Origin of the sequence: Caenispirillum bisanense (assembly GCF_900230255.1) — a bacterium.
In the GTDB taxonomy this organism is placed as follows: domain Bacteria; phylum Pseudomonadota; class Alphaproteobacteria; order Rhodospirillales; family Rhodospirillaceae; genus Caenispirillum; species Caenispirillum bisanense_A.
In genome coordinates this window covers 350602-365467 of sequence record NZ_OCNJ01000001.1, presented here as the reverse complement: position 1 = coordinate 365467, position 14866 = coordinate 350602, and the positions used below count along the sequence as shown (strand labels likewise).

General features: G+C 72.0%; 18 protein-coding genes and 1 tRNA gene. 3 read left to right on the top strand and 16 right to left on the bottom strand.

Annotated features, from left to right (window positions below; genetic code table 11):
* Positions 1-2: 2 nt before the first annotated feature.
* Positions 3-1529: an ATP-binding protein gene (locus tag CRP50_RS01830; protein WP_176524982.1), complete on the bottom strand. Its 1527-nt coding sequence runs from the start codon at positions 1527-1529 to the stop codon at positions 3-5.
* Positions 1530-1672: 143 nt separating this feature from the next.
* Here CRP50_RS01830 and CRP50_RS01825 point away from each other — a divergent pair, with 143 nt between their 5' ends.
* Complete coding sequence (locus tag CRP50_RS01825; RefSeq protein ID WP_097277261.1) at positions 1673-2128, top strand: acyl-CoA thioesterase; 456 nt, start codon at positions 1673-1675, stop codon at positions 2126-2128.
* Positions 2129-2239: 111 nt separating this feature from the next.
* On the opposite strand, the gene CRP50_RS01820 is transcribed toward CRP50_RS01825, so the two are convergent.
* From CRP50_RS01820 to CRP50_RS01790, 7 genes are all read right to left on the bottom strand, one after another.
* Positions 2240-3904, bottom strand: coding sequence for a 3-(methylthio)propionyl-CoA ligase (locus tag CRP50_RS01820; RefSeq protein WP_097277260.1), 1665 nt, complete (start codon positions 3902-3904; stop codon positions 2240-2242).
* Positions 3905-3961: 57 nt separating this feature from the next.
* Positions 3962-4711 carry an enoyl-CoA hydratase/isomerase family protein gene (locus tag CRP50_RS01815; protein WP_176524981.1) on the bottom strand — a complete coding sequence of 250 codons (750 nt, stop codon included), beginning with the start codon at positions 4709-4711 and terminating at the stop codon, positions 3962-3964.
* A 107-nt stretch (positions 4712-4818) separates the two neighbouring features.
* Positions 4819-5256 carry an EF-hand domain-containing protein gene (locus tag CRP50_RS01810; protein WP_097277258.1) on the bottom strand — a complete coding sequence of 146 codons (438 nt, stop codon included), beginning with the start codon at positions 5254-5256 and terminating at the stop codon, positions 4819-4821.
* Between the two features lie 76 nt (positions 5257-5332).
* On the bottom strand, positions 5333-5731 hold the full coding sequence (locus CRP50_RS01805) for a DUF983 domain-containing protein (RefSeq protein WP_176524980.1): 399 nt from the start codon (positions 5729-5731) through the stop codon (positions 5333-5335).
* A 68-nt stretch (positions 5732-5799) separates the two neighbouring features.
* Entirely contained in the window at positions 5800-6207 is a 408-nt protein-coding gene (locus CRP50_RS01800) for a hypothetical protein (RefSeq protein WP_141415049.1), read from the bottom strand.
* Positions 6208-6277: 70 nt separating this feature from the next.
* Positions 6278-6562 carry a hypothetical protein gene (locus tag CRP50_RS01795; protein ID WP_097277255.1) on the bottom strand — a complete coding sequence of 95 codons (285 nt, stop codon included), beginning with the start codon at positions 6560-6562 and terminating at the stop codon, positions 6278-6280.
* Positions 6559-6744, bottom strand: coding sequence for a hypothetical protein (locus CRP50_RS01790; RefSeq protein WP_097277254.1), 186 nt, complete (start codon positions 6742-6744; stop codon positions 6559-6561). Before CRP50_RS01790 ends, CRP50_RS01795 begins: the two co-directional genes overlap by 4 nt.
* 169 nt (positions 6745-6913) lie before the next feature.
* Here CRP50_RS01790 and CRP50_RS25415 point away from each other — a divergent pair, with 169 nt between their 5' ends.
* Positions 6914-8641 carry a hypothetical protein gene (locus CRP50_RS25415; protein WP_097277253.1) on the top strand — a complete coding sequence of 576 codons (1728 nt, stop codon included), beginning with the start codon at positions 6914-6916 and terminating at the stop codon, positions 8639-8641.
* Between the two features lie 28 nt (positions 8642-8669).
* On the opposite strand, the gene CRP50_RS01780 is transcribed toward CRP50_RS25415, so the two are convergent.
* From CRP50_RS01780 to CRP50_RS01750, 7 genes are all read right to left on the bottom strand, one after another.
* Entirely contained in the window at positions 8670-9254 is a 585-nt protein-coding gene (locus CRP50_RS01780) for a hypothetical protein (RefSeq protein WP_097277252.1), read from the bottom strand.
* Between the two features lies 1 nt (position 9255).
* A complete protein-coding gene (locus CRP50_RS01775; RefSeq protein WP_097277251.1) occupies positions 9256-10635 on the bottom strand; it encodes a DUF6880 family protein in 1380 nt (459 codons plus the stop codon).
* A 22-nt stretch (positions 10636-10657) separates the two neighbouring features.
* Entirely contained in the window at positions 10658-11011 is a 354-nt protein-coding gene (locus CRP50_RS01770; RefSeq protein WP_245913333.1) for a hypothetical protein, read from the bottom strand.
* 172 nt (positions 11012-11183) lie between these two features.
* Positions 11184-11275 (bottom strand) — tRNA-Ser (locus CRP50_RS01765).
* A 71-nt stretch (positions 11276-11346) separates the two neighbouring features.
* On the bottom strand, positions 11347-11838 hold the full coding sequence (locus CRP50_RS01760; protein ID WP_097277249.1) for a YbaK/EbsC family protein: 492 nt from the start codon (positions 11836-11838) through the stop codon (positions 11347-11349).
* The gene (locus CRP50_RS01755) at positions 11838-12458 is read right to left on the bottom strand and encodes a glutathione S-transferase family protein (RefSeq protein WP_097277248.1); all 621 of its coding nucleotides are present in this window, start codon (positions 12456-12458) and stop codon (positions 11838-11840) included. Before CRP50_RS01755 ends, CRP50_RS01760 begins: the two co-directional genes overlap by 1 nt.
* Before the next feature lie 61 nt (positions 12459-12519).
* Complete coding sequence (locus CRP50_RS01750; RefSeq protein WP_097277247.1) at positions 12520-13452, bottom strand: hydrogen peroxide-inducible genes activator; 933 nt, start codon at positions 13450-13452, stop codon at positions 12520-12522.
* 118 nt (positions 13453-13570) lie between these two features.
* On the opposite strand from CRP50_RS01750, the gene CRP50_RS01745 reads away from it, so the two are divergent.
* Positions 13571-14038 carry a Dps family protein gene (locus tag CRP50_RS01745; RefSeq protein ID WP_416045199.1) on the top strand — a complete coding sequence of 156 codons (468 nt, stop codon included), beginning with the start codon at positions 13571-13573 and terminating at the stop codon, positions 14036-14038.
* 78 nt (positions 14039-14116) lie between these two features.
* Here CRP50_RS01745 and CRP50_RS01740 read toward each other — a convergent pair whose 3' ends face one another.
* On the bottom strand, positions 14117-14806 hold the full coding sequence (locus tag CRP50_RS01740; RefSeq protein WP_097277245.1) for a glutathione S-transferase N-terminal domain-containing protein: 690 nt from the start codon (positions 14804-14806) through the stop codon (positions 14117-14119).
* Positions 14807-14866: the final 60 nt, after the last annotated feature.

Below are 14866 nucleotides of genomic sequence, written 5' to 3'. Positions count from 1 at the left end.
CATTAGCCGTGGCCGCCGTCCAGCAGGCGGCGCAGGGCGGCGTTGAGGTCACCCGCGTCGATGGGCTTGTGCAGCAGCACGTGCCCGGCCGCCACCACGGCACGCAGGCGCTCCGGCTCGGTGTCGCCGGTGACCACCAGGGCCGGCACCGGCCGCCCCAGTTCGGCGGAGACGGCGGCGATGGCGGCGAGGCCGTCCATGCCCGCCGACAGGCGCAGATCGGCGATCACCACGTCAGGCCGCACCCGCGCTTCCGCCAGCGCCGCCAGCAGGCCCGGACCGTCGGCGGCGGCGGTGACGTCGCACCCCCAGTCGCACAGCAGGCCCGCCAGGGCGCGGCGCACGGTCGGGTCGTTCTCGGCGATGCCGACGCGGGCCTTCAGCGCCGCCGGCTGCGGGATCGCCGCCGGCGGCACGACGGCGCCGGCGATGCCGCGGGCAGAATGCAGCGCCGCCGGCACGGTCACGCAGAACCGCGAGCCGCGCCCGAACACCGACCGCACCTCCACCGGATGGCCGAGCGCCCGGCAGGCGCGGTCGACGATGGCGAGGCCGAGGCCGAGGCCCTCGCGGCGGTCGCGGGCCTCGTTGCCGACCTGGTAGAACTCCTGGAAGATGTTGGTCAGATGATCGGGCGGAATGCCGATGCCGCTGTCCCACACCTCCAGCCGCACATTGGGGCCGCGCCGGCGGGCGCCGACCACCAGGCCGCCGCGGCGGGTGTAGGTGATGGCATTGACCACCAGGTTGCCGAGCACCCGGCGCAGCAGCACCGGGTCGCTGCGCACCACGCAGTCGGGATGGCGGATGCGCAGGGTCAGGCCCGCCCGCTCCGCCACCGCGCCGAAGTCGCGCTCGATCTGGCGGAAGACGTCGGCCAGCGGCACGTCGTCGACGCGCGGCTGGGTCATGCCGGCGTCGAAGCGGCTCATGTCGAGCAGGCCGTTGAGCAGCGACGACAGGGTGGCGACGCTCTCGCGGATGTTGCCGACCAGCTCGCGCGCCGTGCCGTCCAGCTCGCGGCGCTCCAGGCGGCTGACGAACAGGGCCAGCGCCTGCAGCGGCTGGCGCAGGTCGTGGCTGGCGGAGGCGAGGAAGCGCGAGCGCGCCTCCGCCGCCTGTTCCGCCGCCCGGTGCGCCTCGTCGCGCAGGCGCTCCGCCTCCATGCGGGCGGTGACGTCGTTGAGGATGGCGATGAAGCCGGTGACACGCCCCGACGTGCGGTCACGCTTGTAAGTCCAGTGCACCTCGACCACGATCTCGCGGCCGTCGCGCGTGTAGCTGCGGTTGAGGTAGGGTTGCGGGTCCGGCTGTTCCCGGGCCAGCATCTCCAGGTCGCCGCGCAGGCGGCGGGCGTCCTCCTCCGGGATCAGGTCGAGGATGCTGCGCCCGGCGAGCGTGCCGTCGGGGTAGCCGAGCAGGCGGTGGTGGGCGGCGTTGCTGTAGAGAATGGTCCCGTCGACGGCGATCTCGTAGATGCCGTTCGGTGCCAGTTCGAGGATGGATTGCGTGAGATCCTCGGGCTGCACGGGCGGTGGTCCTCCTTCGGTGGCGGCGTCCCATGCACGAAGGGTGCATGGTGCGCCCGACGCTGCCCACTTCCATACCATTGCAACGCCGGAAGGGCAGGAATCGCTCGGCCGGCAGTCTAGCAGGGAGGTTGCAAAAAAGAATGCCTACTGAAGCCATAGGGCAGCGACACGACTATGGTCATTTCCTGTCCATACCGACCCGCTGGATGGACAACGACGTCTATGGTCACGTCAACAACGTCGTCTACTACAGCTACTTCGACACCGTCGTTAACCAGTGGCTGATCTCCGCTGGACTTCTCGACATAGGTGCAAGCCCCACCATCGGGTTGGTGGTCGAGACCCAGTGCCGCTACTTCGCCCCCATCGCCTTTCCCGACCGGGTGGACGCCGGCCTGCGGGTGGCGCGCATCGGCCGCTCGTCGGTGCGTTACGAGGTCGGCCTGTTCCGCAACGACGAGCCGCAGGCGAGCGCCGAGGGGCACTTCGTCCACGTCTACGTGAACCGCGCCACCACCCGGCCGACGCCGCTGTCCGACCCCATGCGCACCGCCCTGTCGCGCCTGATGATGGGACCGGAGACGGCGGTAACGTAAGGGGGCCTGCGGTGATCGTAGCCGATCACCGCAGGCCCTCAGGCGCCGGGCGCGCGCGGCGCGCGCTCGGCTCCCGCGGCAGGGGCCGCGCGGCGCGGTCGCGCCGTCAGGTCACTCCGCCGCTGCGCCGCCGCCTGTCAGCAGGTGGTCGGCGTAGCGGTCGCGCAGGGTGGTCTTCTGCAGCTTGCCCGTGGCGGTATGCGGCAACTGGTCGACCACCAGCACGGCGTCGGGAATCCACCACTTGGCGACCTTGCCCTCGAACCAGCCGAGCAACGTGGAAGGGTCGATCTCCCGCCCGTCGCGCGGCACGACGATGAGCAGCGGGCGCTCGTCCCACTTGGGGTGACGGGCGGCGATGACGGCGGCCTCGGCGACGTCGGGGTGGCCGACGGCGATGTTCTCCAGCTCGATGGAGCTGATCCACTCGCCGCCCGATTTCACCACGTCCTTGGTGCGGTCGGTGATGCGCATGAAGCCGTCGGGGTCGATGGTCGCCACGTCGCCGGTGCGGAACCAGCCGTCGGCGTCGTGGGTCTGGGCCACCTCGTCCTCGCGGCCGAAGTAGGCGCGGCACACCCACGGCCCCTTCACCATCAGGTTGCCGAAGGCCTTGCCGTCCCACGGCAGTTCCGTGCCCGCGCCGTCGACGATCTTCATGTCGACGCCGAAGATGGAGCGGCCCTGGGTGAGCCGCAGTTGCATCAGGTCTTCGCCGTCGAGCCCGTCGTGCTTCGGCTTCAGGGTGTTGTAGGTGCCGAGCGGGCTCATTTCCGTCATGCCCCAGGCGTGGTCGACGCGCACGCCGTACTCGCGGTCGAAGGCCTCGAACAGCAGGCGCGGACAGGCCGAGCCGCCGATGATGAGGCGCTGGCAGCCGTCGATGCGGGTGCCCGACTTGCGCAGGTGGTCGAGCAGGCCGAGCCACACCGTCGGCACGCCGAGCGCCGCCGTCACGCCCTCGCCCTCCATCACCTTCTGCAGGCTGGCGCCGTCCATGTGCGGGCCGGGCATCACCAGCGTCGCCCCGGCGGCCGGCGCGGCATAGGGCGTCCCCCAGGCATTGACGTGGAACATGGGCACCACCGGCATCACCCGGTCCACCGAGCGCAGGCCCAGCACGTCGGGCGCGTTGACGCCGAGCGCGTGCAGCACCGTCGAGCGATGGCTGTAGAGCACCCCCTTGGGCGCCCCCGTGGTGCCGGAGGTGTAGCACAGCGACGACGCCGTGTTCTCGTCGAACTCCGGCCAGGTGTAGTCGGCGTCGGCCTCGGCCAGCAGATCCTCGTAGCAGGCGACTTCCACCCCCGCCGGCACCGTCATGGCGGCCGGCATGTGGGCGTGGTCGGTCATGACGACGATGGTGCGCACCGACTTGGGCAGGTGGTCGGCCATGGCCTCCACCAGCGGCACGAAGGTCAGGTCGACGAAGAGGTGCGTGTCGGCGGCATGGCCGACGATGTAGACGATCTGGTCGGGGAACAGGCGCGGGTTGATGGTGTGGCACACCGCCCCCATGCCCGAGACGCCGTAGTAGATCTCCAGGTGGCGCCAGGTGTTCCAGGCCAGCGTGCCGATGCGCTCGCCGCGCTGCACGCCGCGGGCTTCCAGCGCGCGGGCGAGGCGCTTGGCGCGGCTTTCCGCCTCGGCATAGGTGCAGCGGTGCAGGCCGCCTTCCACCGTGTTGGTGACGATGCCGGCGTCGCGATGGTGGCGCGCGGCGTGGCCGAGGATCGACGCGATCATCAGCGGCCGGTCCTGCATGAGTCCGAACATGAAAAGCCTCCCGGAACGGTTCCTGTGGCCGGCCTCTGGCGGACCGGTCCCTGGCGCCTATTGTTGACCGTCGGTAGGGGTTTCCGTCAACTGCAAGGAATCGGCCGCCGCCGCGAGCGCCGCCTCCACCGCCGATCCTTCGGCGAGCGGCCGGAAGGAAGCGGCGACGGCGCGGGCCAGCGGATCGGTGCCCGCGGGCGGTTCCCCCGCCGGCATCCGGCGTGCCACCGGTGGCGGCAGATCGGCGTCGGCGAGGCGGCGGGCGGCGGAGAGGGCCGATCCCACCAGCGGGTCCTGCGCCACCGTGTCGAGCAACCCGAGCGCCACCGCCGCCTCGGCTTCCACCAGACGGCCGGAGCCCAGAAGGTCCAGCGCCGCCGCCACTCCGACCAGCCGCGGCAGCCGCTGCGTGCCGCCGGCCCGCGGCATGCGTCCCGCCGCGGCGGCGGGAAATCCGAGCCCGCAGCGCGGCGAGCCGGTGCGCAGCCGGCAGGCGAGGAAGACTTCCAGCCCCGCATCCAGGGCGAGGCCGTCGAGGGCGCCGAACACCGGCTTGCGGCAGGCTTCCACCTGCGCCGCCAGCGCGGCCGCCGACGGAACCGCCAGCGGATCCCCGTCGCCATCGCCGGCCAGGGCGCCGCCCTCGGCCAGCAGCACGATGCGGCGCACGCGGGCGTCGCGCTCCGCCGCCCGCAGATGCTCCGCCAGCCCGCGCCGCAGCGCCGGAACCAAGCCCGTCCCGGCCGCCGCCGTCACGGCGACCACCGCGACGTCGCCATGGCGCGACATCGTGACCCTGCCCGTCATGCCCATCCTCCCGCTTGCGATCTTGATCGTCGCTTTGTTCCACATGGGCGGAAATGACGCGGGGCGAAACCTCCAGTTGGATAGTCCGGACGGATGCCTGGCCGGCGTCAGTCGAAAAAGTCGAGGATCACCGTCCCCAGGTCGGCCTGCGACAGTTCCTCCAGCGTCACCTGGCCGTCGTCGTCGGCGTCGGCGATGGAAACGTCTTCGCGCACGGCGTCCTCCCACTCGGCGGCGGCGATGCGGCCGTCGGAGTTCAGGTCGATGCGGTCGAACAGATCGGCCCGCAGCTCCGGCCGGTCGGCGAAGCCGCCGAGCCCGGCGGGCAGCGGAAAGGCGGCGAACTCGCGGCCCGTGACGATGCCGTCGCGGTCCTGGTCGATGGCGCGGAAGGCCCGCGTGCTGTTGGCGCGCACTTCGGCGACGGTGATGCTGCCGCCCTCGGCCATGCGCCGCCACACGTCGTCGGTCTGAGCACCGGCGGCGACGGGCCCGGCGATGGCACCCGCGAAAGCGAGGGCGGACAGGCAGAGGCGGCGGGGCATGGCGGTGTCCTCCGGGCGGTGAACGAGGCTTTTCCTGCCAACGCCCCGGCGGCGCTGTGGCTCGCAGCGCCGCGTCCTACTGGCTGGCGGCGCCGCCCCCGTGACCGTCGTCGAGCCGCCACAGGACGGCCAGAATCAGCCCCTTGGCGGGCGGCAGCAGGGCCAGCACCAGCGCCGCCGAGCCGGCCAGCGCGACGCCGATGGTCACCGGCACCGGCGGATGCCAGCCCATCTCGGCGATCAGCAGCCCGGGAAACACCAGGGCGCCGACGATGCTGATGGTCAGCCACGCCGCCGCGTCGTCGGGCCGCAGGTGGCCGAAGCGGGCGTGGCAGACGGCGCAGGTCTCGGCGACGCGCAGATAGCCGCGCAACGTACGGCCGCGGCCGCAGCTCGGGCAGCGGCACACCAGTCCGCGCAGCAGGACCGTGTGCCACGGAAGCTCGGTGCGCGGCGTGGCGGCGGGGGTGGTCACGGCGGCGATGCTCCCGGCGGTGGTTCGGACGGCTCATGGTGCCACGACCGCTGCACCGCCGACAGTCCTCAGCCGTCGCCGTCGGCGGTGGGCAGCGTGTCCTGCAGGGGCTGGTCGGGCCGCGCCCGGTCCTCGGCGACGTCGGGAGCGGTGGGCGGCGTCGCCGGCTCCAGCGGCTCGGGGCGGACGACGCTCTGCACCGGGCCGGGCGGCAGGGCCTCCGGCCCCTCGCCGGCGTCGACGTCGTCGCGGCCGGCCGTGGTGCCGGGGTTGATGGTTTCTTCCACCTGCTCCCAGCGCTCGGCGCCCTTGGGCTGGCGGAGCTTGCCGTCATCGGTGAGGCCGCGCGGTTGGGCCGCCTGGCCGGCGTCCTGCTCCATGGCATCGGCGGCGACGGCGGGCGCGGCCGCGACGGCGGCGGCCACCAGCCCGAGGCAGAGGGAGCGGCGAAGAGACGGGATCGTCGGGATCGGCACGCGGCGTCCTCCGGTCTGTTGAAGTCGGGTCTTACCGGAACAACGCCGTGGCCGGCGGCGCGGTCGCCGGTCAGCGGTCGAACAGTTCCTCGTCCAGGTCGCCGAGCGCCCGGTCGCCGGAGGCCTCATCGGAGTCCCGGCGCGGCTCGGCCGGCACGCGCCCGGCCTTTTCCACCAGTTCGGCCTCGGTCTCGGTCATGGCGGGGGTGTCGTAGGGCACCTCGCCCTGCAGATAGTCGTAGCGGCCGTCGGGCACGGCCACGGTGCGCTGGTCCTCGACGGGCGGTCCACCCGCGACGCAGGCCGACAGGGCCAGAACTGCGGCGGGCAGCATGAGCAGGGGCAGGCGGATCATGGGCGGTCTCCTTCGGCGGATTGGTCGACCGGGTCTTCCGGCACCCAGCCCGGTCCTTCGGCGCCCAGCACTTGCCGCTCGCCGACGCCATAGGGCACGTCCTGCCCCTCGTAGGGGCCGTGGAGGTCGGTACAGGCGACGAGCGCGAGGCCGGCGGCCAGCACGGCGGCGGAACGGAGCATGGGGCGCCTCCCGGTGCGGTCGGGGGTTTGTCGAGCCAACACGCGGAAGTGCCCGGACGTTCGCCGAAAGTCGATCATCAGCATCATCCTAACGACGCCTTCAGGCCGAATTTCATCGGGCGGCGCGGCGGTCGATACTGGCCGCCCCCGACCCTGGCGGAGCCCCGGCATGAGCAAGCTCGCGATCCACATCGGCGGCGGCGACGCCTCGGCCCTGCTCGCTCGCCTGCAGCCGCCGGCCGGCCGCGGCGAGCGCATCGACCGCCCCGGCTTCTCCATCGCCGCCGACGGCGCCGTGCGCACCTTGCGCGCCGGCTCCTGCACCCTGCTGGTGAGCGGCACGCCCCTGCCCGAGCCCCCCGCCTGCCCCGCCCATTGGCGCGAGGCCGCTGGCGCCTTCGCCGAGCGCGACGGCATCCATGTCCTCGTGCTGCTGGACGAGGCGGCCGGCCGGCTGGTGATCGCCACCGACTTCCTCGGCCTGCAGCCGCTGTACTGGAGCCGCGGTCCCGACGGCCTGCGCCTGTGCAGCGACACCAAGGCCTTCCCCGCCGCCGCGCCCGACCCCGCCGCATGGGGCGGCTTCCTGGCCCTCGGCACCACCCTCGGCGACCGCACCCTGACCGAGGGCGTGACGCGGGTGCCGGCGGCGAGCGTGGTGGTGATCGACCTCGCCACCGCCGCGGTGGTGGAGACGCGCCGCTGGTGGCGGCTCGAACGCCCGGCCCGCGACGCCTCCGCCGCCGAGGTCGCCGCCGCCTTCGACGACAGCATGGACCGCGCCGTCGCCGCCGCCCGTCACCCCCACACCCTGCTGCTGAGCGGCGGCTTCGACGCCCGCCTCATGGCCTGCGCCCTCACCCGCCGCGGCGTGCCGGTGGAGGCGGTGGTGGTCTCCCACGCCGACGAGAACTTCGACGCCGACGGCCGCTACGCCCAGGCCATGGCACGGCGCCTCGGCATCCCCTGCCGGTTCGTCCGGCCGGACCCGGACTTCTTCTCGTCGCCGGCCTTCCTCGACTACCTCTTCGCCTCCGATGGCGAGGTGCCGGGCATGGGGCTGTTCATCACCCAGGTCGGCCAGTTTGTGCCGCCCGGCCGCACCGTGTGGGACGGCCTGCTGCCCGACAAGGCCCTGAAGCCCGCCGCCGACGGCCCCGGCGGCTTCGCCGGCTTCGTCGCCGCCAAGGTGCGGCCCTGGGGCGCGCCGGTGTGGGAGGCCGCCTGCGCCGTCTTCGGCCGCGACCTCGCGCGCGCCATGTGGGAGGGGTTCGAGGCCGACCTGCGTGCCGAGATCGCCCAGGACCGCGACGACGCGGCGGGTGTGGCCGCCTTCGTGCTGCGCAACCGCGGCCGCAACCGCATCGCGCCCAATCCCTTCAAGGTGTTCCAGCGCGCCGCCCAGCCCCTGACGCCAGGCATGACGCGCGCCTTCATCGAAGCCACCCTGCCCCTGCCGGCCGAGCGCAAGGCCGGCGGCCAACTCTACTTCGATCTGTTCCGCGCGGTGATGCCGGAAGCGCTGAGCGTCCCCATTGCATCGGGCGACACGCTGGTGCGGCCGCATGCCCTGTCGGTGGAGTATTACCTGTGGGCCAACCTGATCCGCGCCGGCCGCTTCGTCCGCCGCCGCCCGCGCCTGATGCGGCTGATGGGCCTGAAGGGCCGCCTGCCCGCCTTCCGCCGCTCCGCCTGGCTCGACGCGCCGGCGCTGTGGGGCGCCCCCGACCCGCTCCTCGCCGGCCCCGCCTTCGCCGCCCTGCGCGACGGCCGGACCGTCTCTCCCGCCGCGCAGCAGGTGCTGTTCTACTGGCAGACCTGGCGCTGGCTGCACCGGGGCGAGTTGCGCGACAAGCTGGGCGTGGCGGGGGGTGGCGTGGAGGCGGAGGCGGTGTGAGTTCGGTGCAGTGCGCCGGCACCGCCTTTCAGCCCGCTCCCTCCGCCTCTTCCGTCGGCAGGTCCACGGCCCGCAGCACGACGCCGGCGTCCCGCCGGTAGAGCACCCGCGCCGCGGCCAGCAGGTCGCGGTGCAGGGTGAAGCCGGGCACCACCTTGTTGAAGGCGGTCGCGCCGCAGCCGGGCGTCCGGCAGTCGGGCTTGCCCTTGGGGCACTGGGCGAAGTGGCACAGGCGGCCCAGGTAGCGGTCGGAGCCGGGCTCGAACAGGAAGGTGTCGACGCCGTGGGTGGCGAGCCCGCCGATCGCGGCGAAGGCCTCGCGAAGGGCGGTGTCCTTGGCGCGGCGCAGCTCCCCCAGACGCTCCTGCGAGTCGAGCCACAGGACGAGGTCGATGTCCATGCACTCGTGCCACAGGGCGATGCCCTTGCGGCGGAAGGGCGCGAACCGCGGCACTTCCTTCCACAAGGGTTTGGCGACCGAGCCGGTGAGGGCGACGGCGACCACCTCGGGAAAGGCCGCCCACGCCGCCGTCACGACGTCGGCCCCGGCGCGGAACTGGTTCCGCCGGTCGATGAGCCATTGGTTCTGACGGTCGATTTCCGCCTGGCGCACCTCACGCCTCCCGGATCAACTTCATGAAGTTGCGCTTCGCCTTGAAGCGTTGCCGCAGGTCGGACACGTGGGCCGCGTGCGCGGCCGCCGACCGCAGGCCGGCGAGGCGGCCGAGCAGGCGCGTCGCCTCGGCGTAGTTGTCGTTGCCACCCTGCGGCACCAGGGTCTCGATGCGGGCGACGTAGGCCGCGGCGGCTTCGGCGGGACAACAGGCCTCGCTGGCAGCGGCGAGGCGCAGGATGCGCATGTCGTCTGTCCCATGGGCGCGGGCCACCTGCCATGCCTCGGCGAACATCTCCTCCGCCATCAGCACGTCGATCAACAGACCGACCGGCGCCAGCCAGTCGGCCTGCGCCTTGGACGGCTTGGTCACCGCCTGGCGCAGGGCGGCGATGGCCCGATCGCGCGCCGCCTCGCCGCCGATACGGCGGAGGTGCCGGAAGAGCGACAGGCTCGGCTGCCGCTCGAAGGCCTTCCACAGGACCGCCACGGCGGCCGCGTCGTCGCCGGCCGCGGTATGGCGATCGGCGGCGAACTGCGCCAGCCTGTGATCGTACCCACGGCGGGCGAGCACCCGCAGCCCCTCCTCGGCGTAGCGCAGGGCCTCCGCCTCCCGCCCGTGTTCCAGACAGACCTTGCAGAGGTGGAGGTAGCAGTCCGGTGTCGGCAGGTCGATGGAGAGCAGGGCGATTCGGCGGTCGATGTCGCCGTCACGGGCGGCGACGGCGTCCAGCATCTGCACCAACTGCAGACGGGCGGCCGTGAACCCGTCGAAGGTGCCCGGCCCGCCTTCGGGCGGCGGCAGGCTCGCCAGCGCGTCTTCCGCGAGCCTGCGGTGCTCCGCGAGTCCCGCCTCGCCCAGCACCTCGCCGTACAGGTCGGCCGCACGGAAGAACAGAAGGTCGTCGCGGCCGGTCGCCCCCTCGAACAGGAAGGCGGCGAGCGCGACGGGATCGGGCGGCGCCGCCTTGCACGCCTCCAGATGGATGTCCCGCGCCCGGGATGGCAGGTACGAGCACTCCTCGTAGGCGAGCGTCTCGTCCTGGAAGACGGCGTCGAGGCGCTCCAGTGCGTAGACGGCCAGGTCACGGGCCACGGCGGGCGCACCGGCCGACACCAGGTCGGCGACCGCATCCAGCACCGCGTCGACATCCTCCGCCCAGGCGCCCGCCTCGCCGCGGTGCATGAAGCCCACGACTTCGGTCGCTTCCGTCAGCCGACTGCGCAGGCTGTCGCGGACGCTGTCGACATCGCCGGCGGCGACGGCCGTCAGCCTCTGCAGGCGGTACAGCAGGGCGTCGTCCCGCTCCGCCTGCTCCAGCAGCAGGCTGGCGAGGGTTTCGACATCCTGGGCGAGCAGGTAGCTACGGATACGGTCCAAGAGTCCTCCGTCGTCGGTTCCGTCACGGCCACAGCAGTTCGTCGGCCAGGATCGCCCGCATCGCGTCGCGCAAGGTCAGGCGGGGATAGAGTGGATACCACCGGCCGGTGTGACGCGGCCACAGGACGTCGAACCGCTCGCCCCCGATGTGGTCGAGGCGCGCGAAGGGCAGCTCGAACTCGATGCCGAGGGTCTCGGGATCGCCCGACCGGTAGCGCTTCAGGAAGCTGTAGCGGTGGCCGCGCCACCTGCCGTAGTAGGCGATGGGGTAGTTGAACCGGGTCGGCCGGATCTCCGGCAGAAAGCGCGGCACCAGCACGTAGGCGATGAATGCCTCGCACTGCCCGGCGATGCGGGCCTTGTCCGCTGCGGTCAACGGTGTGTCGCGGGTTGTCGATGCCTTCGCCATCGACTGCTCCTGCTGGCGGTCTGCCGGAAGCCGGCCCATGGTCCAGTCGACAGCGTAAAGAGCAGGCCAGCGCGCGGTCAATGGCGAGACCATCGCCCGAAAACGAAAGCCCCGGCCTTACGGCCGGGGCTTCGTATTCTGGCGGACAGGCCGGGATTCGAACCCGGGGTACGAGTTTCCTCGTACGACGGTTTAGCAAACCGCTGGTTTAAGCCACTCACCCACCTGTCCACGGCGGAGGCGGCCCTTATATCGGCAGCCCCCCAGCATTGTCAACCGACTAAGACGGCGCCGCAAGAGCCTCAGCGGGAAATGTCGGCGGCCACCACGCCGGGGGTGATGCGGCGCAGTTCTTCCAGCGTCGTGCGGAACACGCAGTGGGGGTGGCCGGCCGCCGCCCACACCGCCTCGAACCGCCCGAGGCTGGCGTCGATGACCAGCGGCAGCACCGTCGGATGCCCCACCGGCGCCACGCCGCCGATGGCGAAGCCGGTCGCCTCGCGCACCACCGCCGCATCGGCCCGCGCCACCGTGCCCTCCAGCCCGAGCGCCGCCGGCAACGCCTCCGTCACGCACTGGCGGTCGCCGGCGACCAGCGCCATCACGGGGCGGCCGGCGATGGTGAAGACCAGCGACTTGACGATGGCGCCGAGCGGCACGCCGAGGCTGTCGGCCGCTTCCTGCGCCGTGCGGGCGCTGGTCGGCAGGGCCAGCACCTCGTGCAGCGCGCCCAGGTCGGCCAGGGCCTCGCGCACCCGGCGGACGGAGGCCTTTTCCAGGGAGGGCTCGCTCATCACGGCACCTGCATGCCGCGTTTCACCGCCGGCCGCTCGCTGATCTCGTCGTGCCAGCGGGCGACGTTGGGGAACTGGTCGAGGTCGACGCCCAGCTTCTCGTGCGGCACCACCCAGGGATAGGTCGCCATGTCGGCGATGGAATAGTCGAGGCCGCCGAGGTAGTCGGTCTCGCCGAGCCGTGTCTCCAGCACGCCGAACAGCCGCCGCACCTCGGCATCGTAGCGTTCGAGGGCATAGGGCACCGGCTCCGGCGCGCCGTGGCGGAAGTGGAAGGCCTGGCCGAACATGGGGCCGATGCCGCCCATCTGGAACATCAGCCACTGCTCGACGCAGGACCGCTGCACCGGGTCCTCCGGGTAGAAGGGCGCGCCGTAGCGGGCGCCGAGATAGAGCAGGATCGCCCCCGACTCGAACACGGTGTGCGGGGCACCGCCCGGGCCGTCGGAATCGACGATGGCCGGGATGCGGCCGTTGGGGTTGATCTTCAGGAAGTCCGGCTGCTTCTGCGCCCCCGTCGACAGGTCGACGGCGTGCACGGCGTAGCGCAGGCCCATTTCCTCCAGCGCGATGGAGACCTTGCGGCCGTTGGGCGTCTTCCAGGTGTAGAGATCGATCATGGTCGGTCGTTCGCTCCCGCGTCCTTCTTGTCGTCGAGCGTGCCGGTCTCGCCGCGCCGGGTCAACGGTCGGGCCGCAGCACCGCCTTTTCCGGCGCGTGGCGCTTGAGCAGCGCCGCCAGCAGCGAGAAATCGCGCCGCCGCGCCGCGCCCGGGCGCCAGCACAGGGCGACGGTGCGGGCGGCGCGCGCCGCCTCCAGCTCGCGCACCACCACCGGCGCGCCCCGCCCCACCTCCACCGGCACCGCCGAGCGCGGCAGCAGCGTCACGCCGAGGCCGTTGCCGACCATCTGCACCAGCGTGTTGAGGCTGGTCGCCTGGAAGCTCTCGTTGGCGCCGGGGCGGCGGGTGAGGCTGCAGGCCTGCAGGCTGTGCTCGCGCAGGCAGTGGCCGTCTTCCAGCATGAGCACGTCCTCGCCGGCCAGCGCCTCCTCCGGCACGCGGTCGAGGGCGGCGAAGGGATGGTCGGCGGGGGCGGCGACCACCACGTCCTCGTCCCACAGGGGCAGCGTCTCCAGATCGCCGGTGGCGTAGGGCAAGGCGAGCAGCGCCACGTCGAGCCGCCCGTCGCTCAGTTGCTCCAGCAGGCGGGCCGTCTGGTCCTCGCGCAGGAACAGCTTGAGGTCGGGGTAGGTCTCGCGCACCGCCGGCAGGGCGCGCGGCAGCACGTAGGGGCCGATGGTCGGAATGACCCCGAGGCGCAAGGGGCCGCTCAGGGGCTCGGCGGCGACGGCGGCGGCGTCCACCAGGGCTTCGGCATCGGCCAGGATGCGGCGGGCGCGGGCGACGATCTCCTCACCCAGCGGCGTGAGCACCACCTGCCGCTTGGTGCGCCTTTCCAACAGGCGAACCCGCAGAAGGTTTTCCAACTCCTGGATGCCGGCGGACAGGGTAGACTGCGTCACCAGGCACGAGTCGGCGGCGCGCCCGAAGTGCAGCGTCTCGGCGACCGTGACGAGGTATCGCAACTGGCGGAGGGTCGGCAGGGGCTTCATGGGTTTATCCGGTTGATCCGATCAATATCGCCAGCATAACCGGTTAGACCTTAGAAACGCCAGGGTCTAAGGTCTGGGGTAGAAAGTCAGTTCTTCGGAGGGAGACCACATCATGAGCATGGATATCAACATCGGCATCGACACCACCCTGCGCAAGGCCATCGCCGACGGCCTGTCGCGCCTGCTGGCCGACACCTACACGCTCTACCTGAAGACCCACAACTTCCACTGGAACGTCACCGGCCCGCAATTCAACACGCTGCACACCATGTTCGAGCAGCAGTACACCGAGCTGTCCCTGGCCGTCGACGCCATCGCCGAGCGCATCCGCGCCCTCGGCTTCCCGGCGCCGGGCAGCTACAAGCAGTTCGCCGCCCTGACCCGGATCGAGGAGGAAGACACGGTTCCCTCCGCGACGGACATGATCAAGGCGCTGGTGCGCGACCAGGAAGCGGTGGTCCGCACCGCCCGCGAGATCTTCCCGGCCGCCGACGAAGCCCATGACGAGCCGACCGCAGACCTGCTGACCCAGCGCATGCAGATCCACGAAAAGACCGCCTGGATGCTGCGCGCCATGCTCGGCTGAGGCCGCGGACCGCTCCATCGACCCGACCGAACGGCGCGAGGGCCCGCCCCTCGCGCCGTTTTGTCGTCCGCCCCTGCCCTACTTCGCCCTCTGGCCGAACAGCACCTTCCGGGCTTCCTCGTCCTCGGCGATGTTGGGCTTGCGCCACTCGTTGCCGACGGCATGGCCCTTCTTCACGGCGTCGCGGGCGCCGATGGTTTCGAACCAGCGCTTCAGGTTGGGGAAGTCGTCGAGGTCCTGGCCCTGGCGCTCGTGCGGCACCACCCACGGCCAGGCGGCCATGTCGGCGATGGAGTAGTCGCCGGCCAGGAAGTCCCGGTCGGCCAGGCGGCGGTCCATGACGCCGTAGAGGCGGTTGACCTCGTTGGTGTAGCGCTCGATGCCGTAAGGGACCTTCTCCGGCGCGTACTGGCGGAAGTGGTGCGCCTGGCCCGCCATGGGCCCGAGGCCGCCGATCTGCCAGAACAGCCACTGGTTCACCTCCACCCGTGCCCGCAGGTCGGTGGGCAGGAAGCGGCCCTCGCGCTCAGCCAGGTAGGTCATGATGGCGCCCGACTCGAAGACCGAGACGGCTGCGCCGCCGTCCTTCGGCGCGGTATCGACGATGGCCGGCATGCGGTTGTTGGGGCTGATGCGCAGGAAGTCCGGCTTGAACTGGTCGCCGGCGCCGATGTTCACCGGCTTCACCTCGTAGGGCAGGCCCAGTTCCTCGAGCAGGGTGGAGACCTTCCAGCCGTTGGGCGTCGGCCAGTAGTAGAGTTCGATCATGACAGGGCTCCCGGTCAGTCTGGGATAGGGGTGGCCCGCATATCGGGCCCCCCGCGTCGA

Bases quoted from the DNA above. Each gene is read 5' to 3' on its own strand.
- CRP50_RS01760 (WP_097277249.1), bottom strand. From the start codon at position 11,838: ATGAGCGAGCCCTCCCTGGAAAAGGCCTCCGTCCGCCGGGTGCGCGAG.
- CRP50_RS01810 (WP_097277258.1), bottom strand. From the start codon at position 5,256: ATGCCCCGCCGCCTCTGCCTGTCCGCCCTCGCTTTCGCGGGTGCCATC.
- CRP50_RS01745 (WP_416045199.1), top strand. From the start codon at position 13,571: ATGGATATCAACATCGGCATCGACACCACCCTGCGCAAGGCCATCGCC.
- CRP50_RS01825 (WP_097277261.1), top strand. From the start codon at position 1,673: ATGCCTACTGAAGCCATAGGGCAGCGACACGACTATGGTCATTTCCTG.
- CRP50_RS25415 (WP_097277253.1), top strand. From the start codon at position 6,914: ATGAGCAAGCTCGCGATCCACATCGGCGGCGGCGACGCCTCGGCCCTG.
- CRP50_RS01790 (WP_097277254.1), bottom strand. From the start codon at position 6,744: ATGCTCCGTTCCGCCGCCGTGCTGGCCGCCGGCCTCGCGCTCGTCGCC.
- CRP50_RS01755 (WP_097277248.1), bottom strand. From the start codon at position 12,458: ATGATCGATCTCTACACCTGGAAGACGCCCAACGGCCGCAAGGTCTCC.
- CRP50_RS01815 (WP_176524981.1), bottom strand. From the start codon at position 4,711: ATGACGGGCAGGGTCACGATGTCGCGCCATGGCGACGTCGCGGTGGTC.
- CRP50_RS01795 (WP_097277255.1), bottom strand. From the start codon at position 6,562: ATGATCCGCCTGCCCCTGCTCATGCTGCCCGCCGCAGTTCTGGCCCTG.
- CRP50_RS01740 (WP_097277245.1), bottom strand. From the start codon at position 14,806: ATGATCGAACTCTACTACTGGCCGACGCCCAACGGCTGGAAGGTCTCC.
- CRP50_RS01820 (WP_097277260.1), bottom strand. From the start codon at position 3,904: ATGTTCGGACTCATGCAGGACCGGCCGCTGATGATCGCGTCGATCCTC.
- CRP50_RS01750 (WP_097277247.1), bottom strand. From the start codon at position 13,452: ATGAAGCCCCTGCCGACCCTCCGCCAGTTGCGATACCTCGTCACGGTC.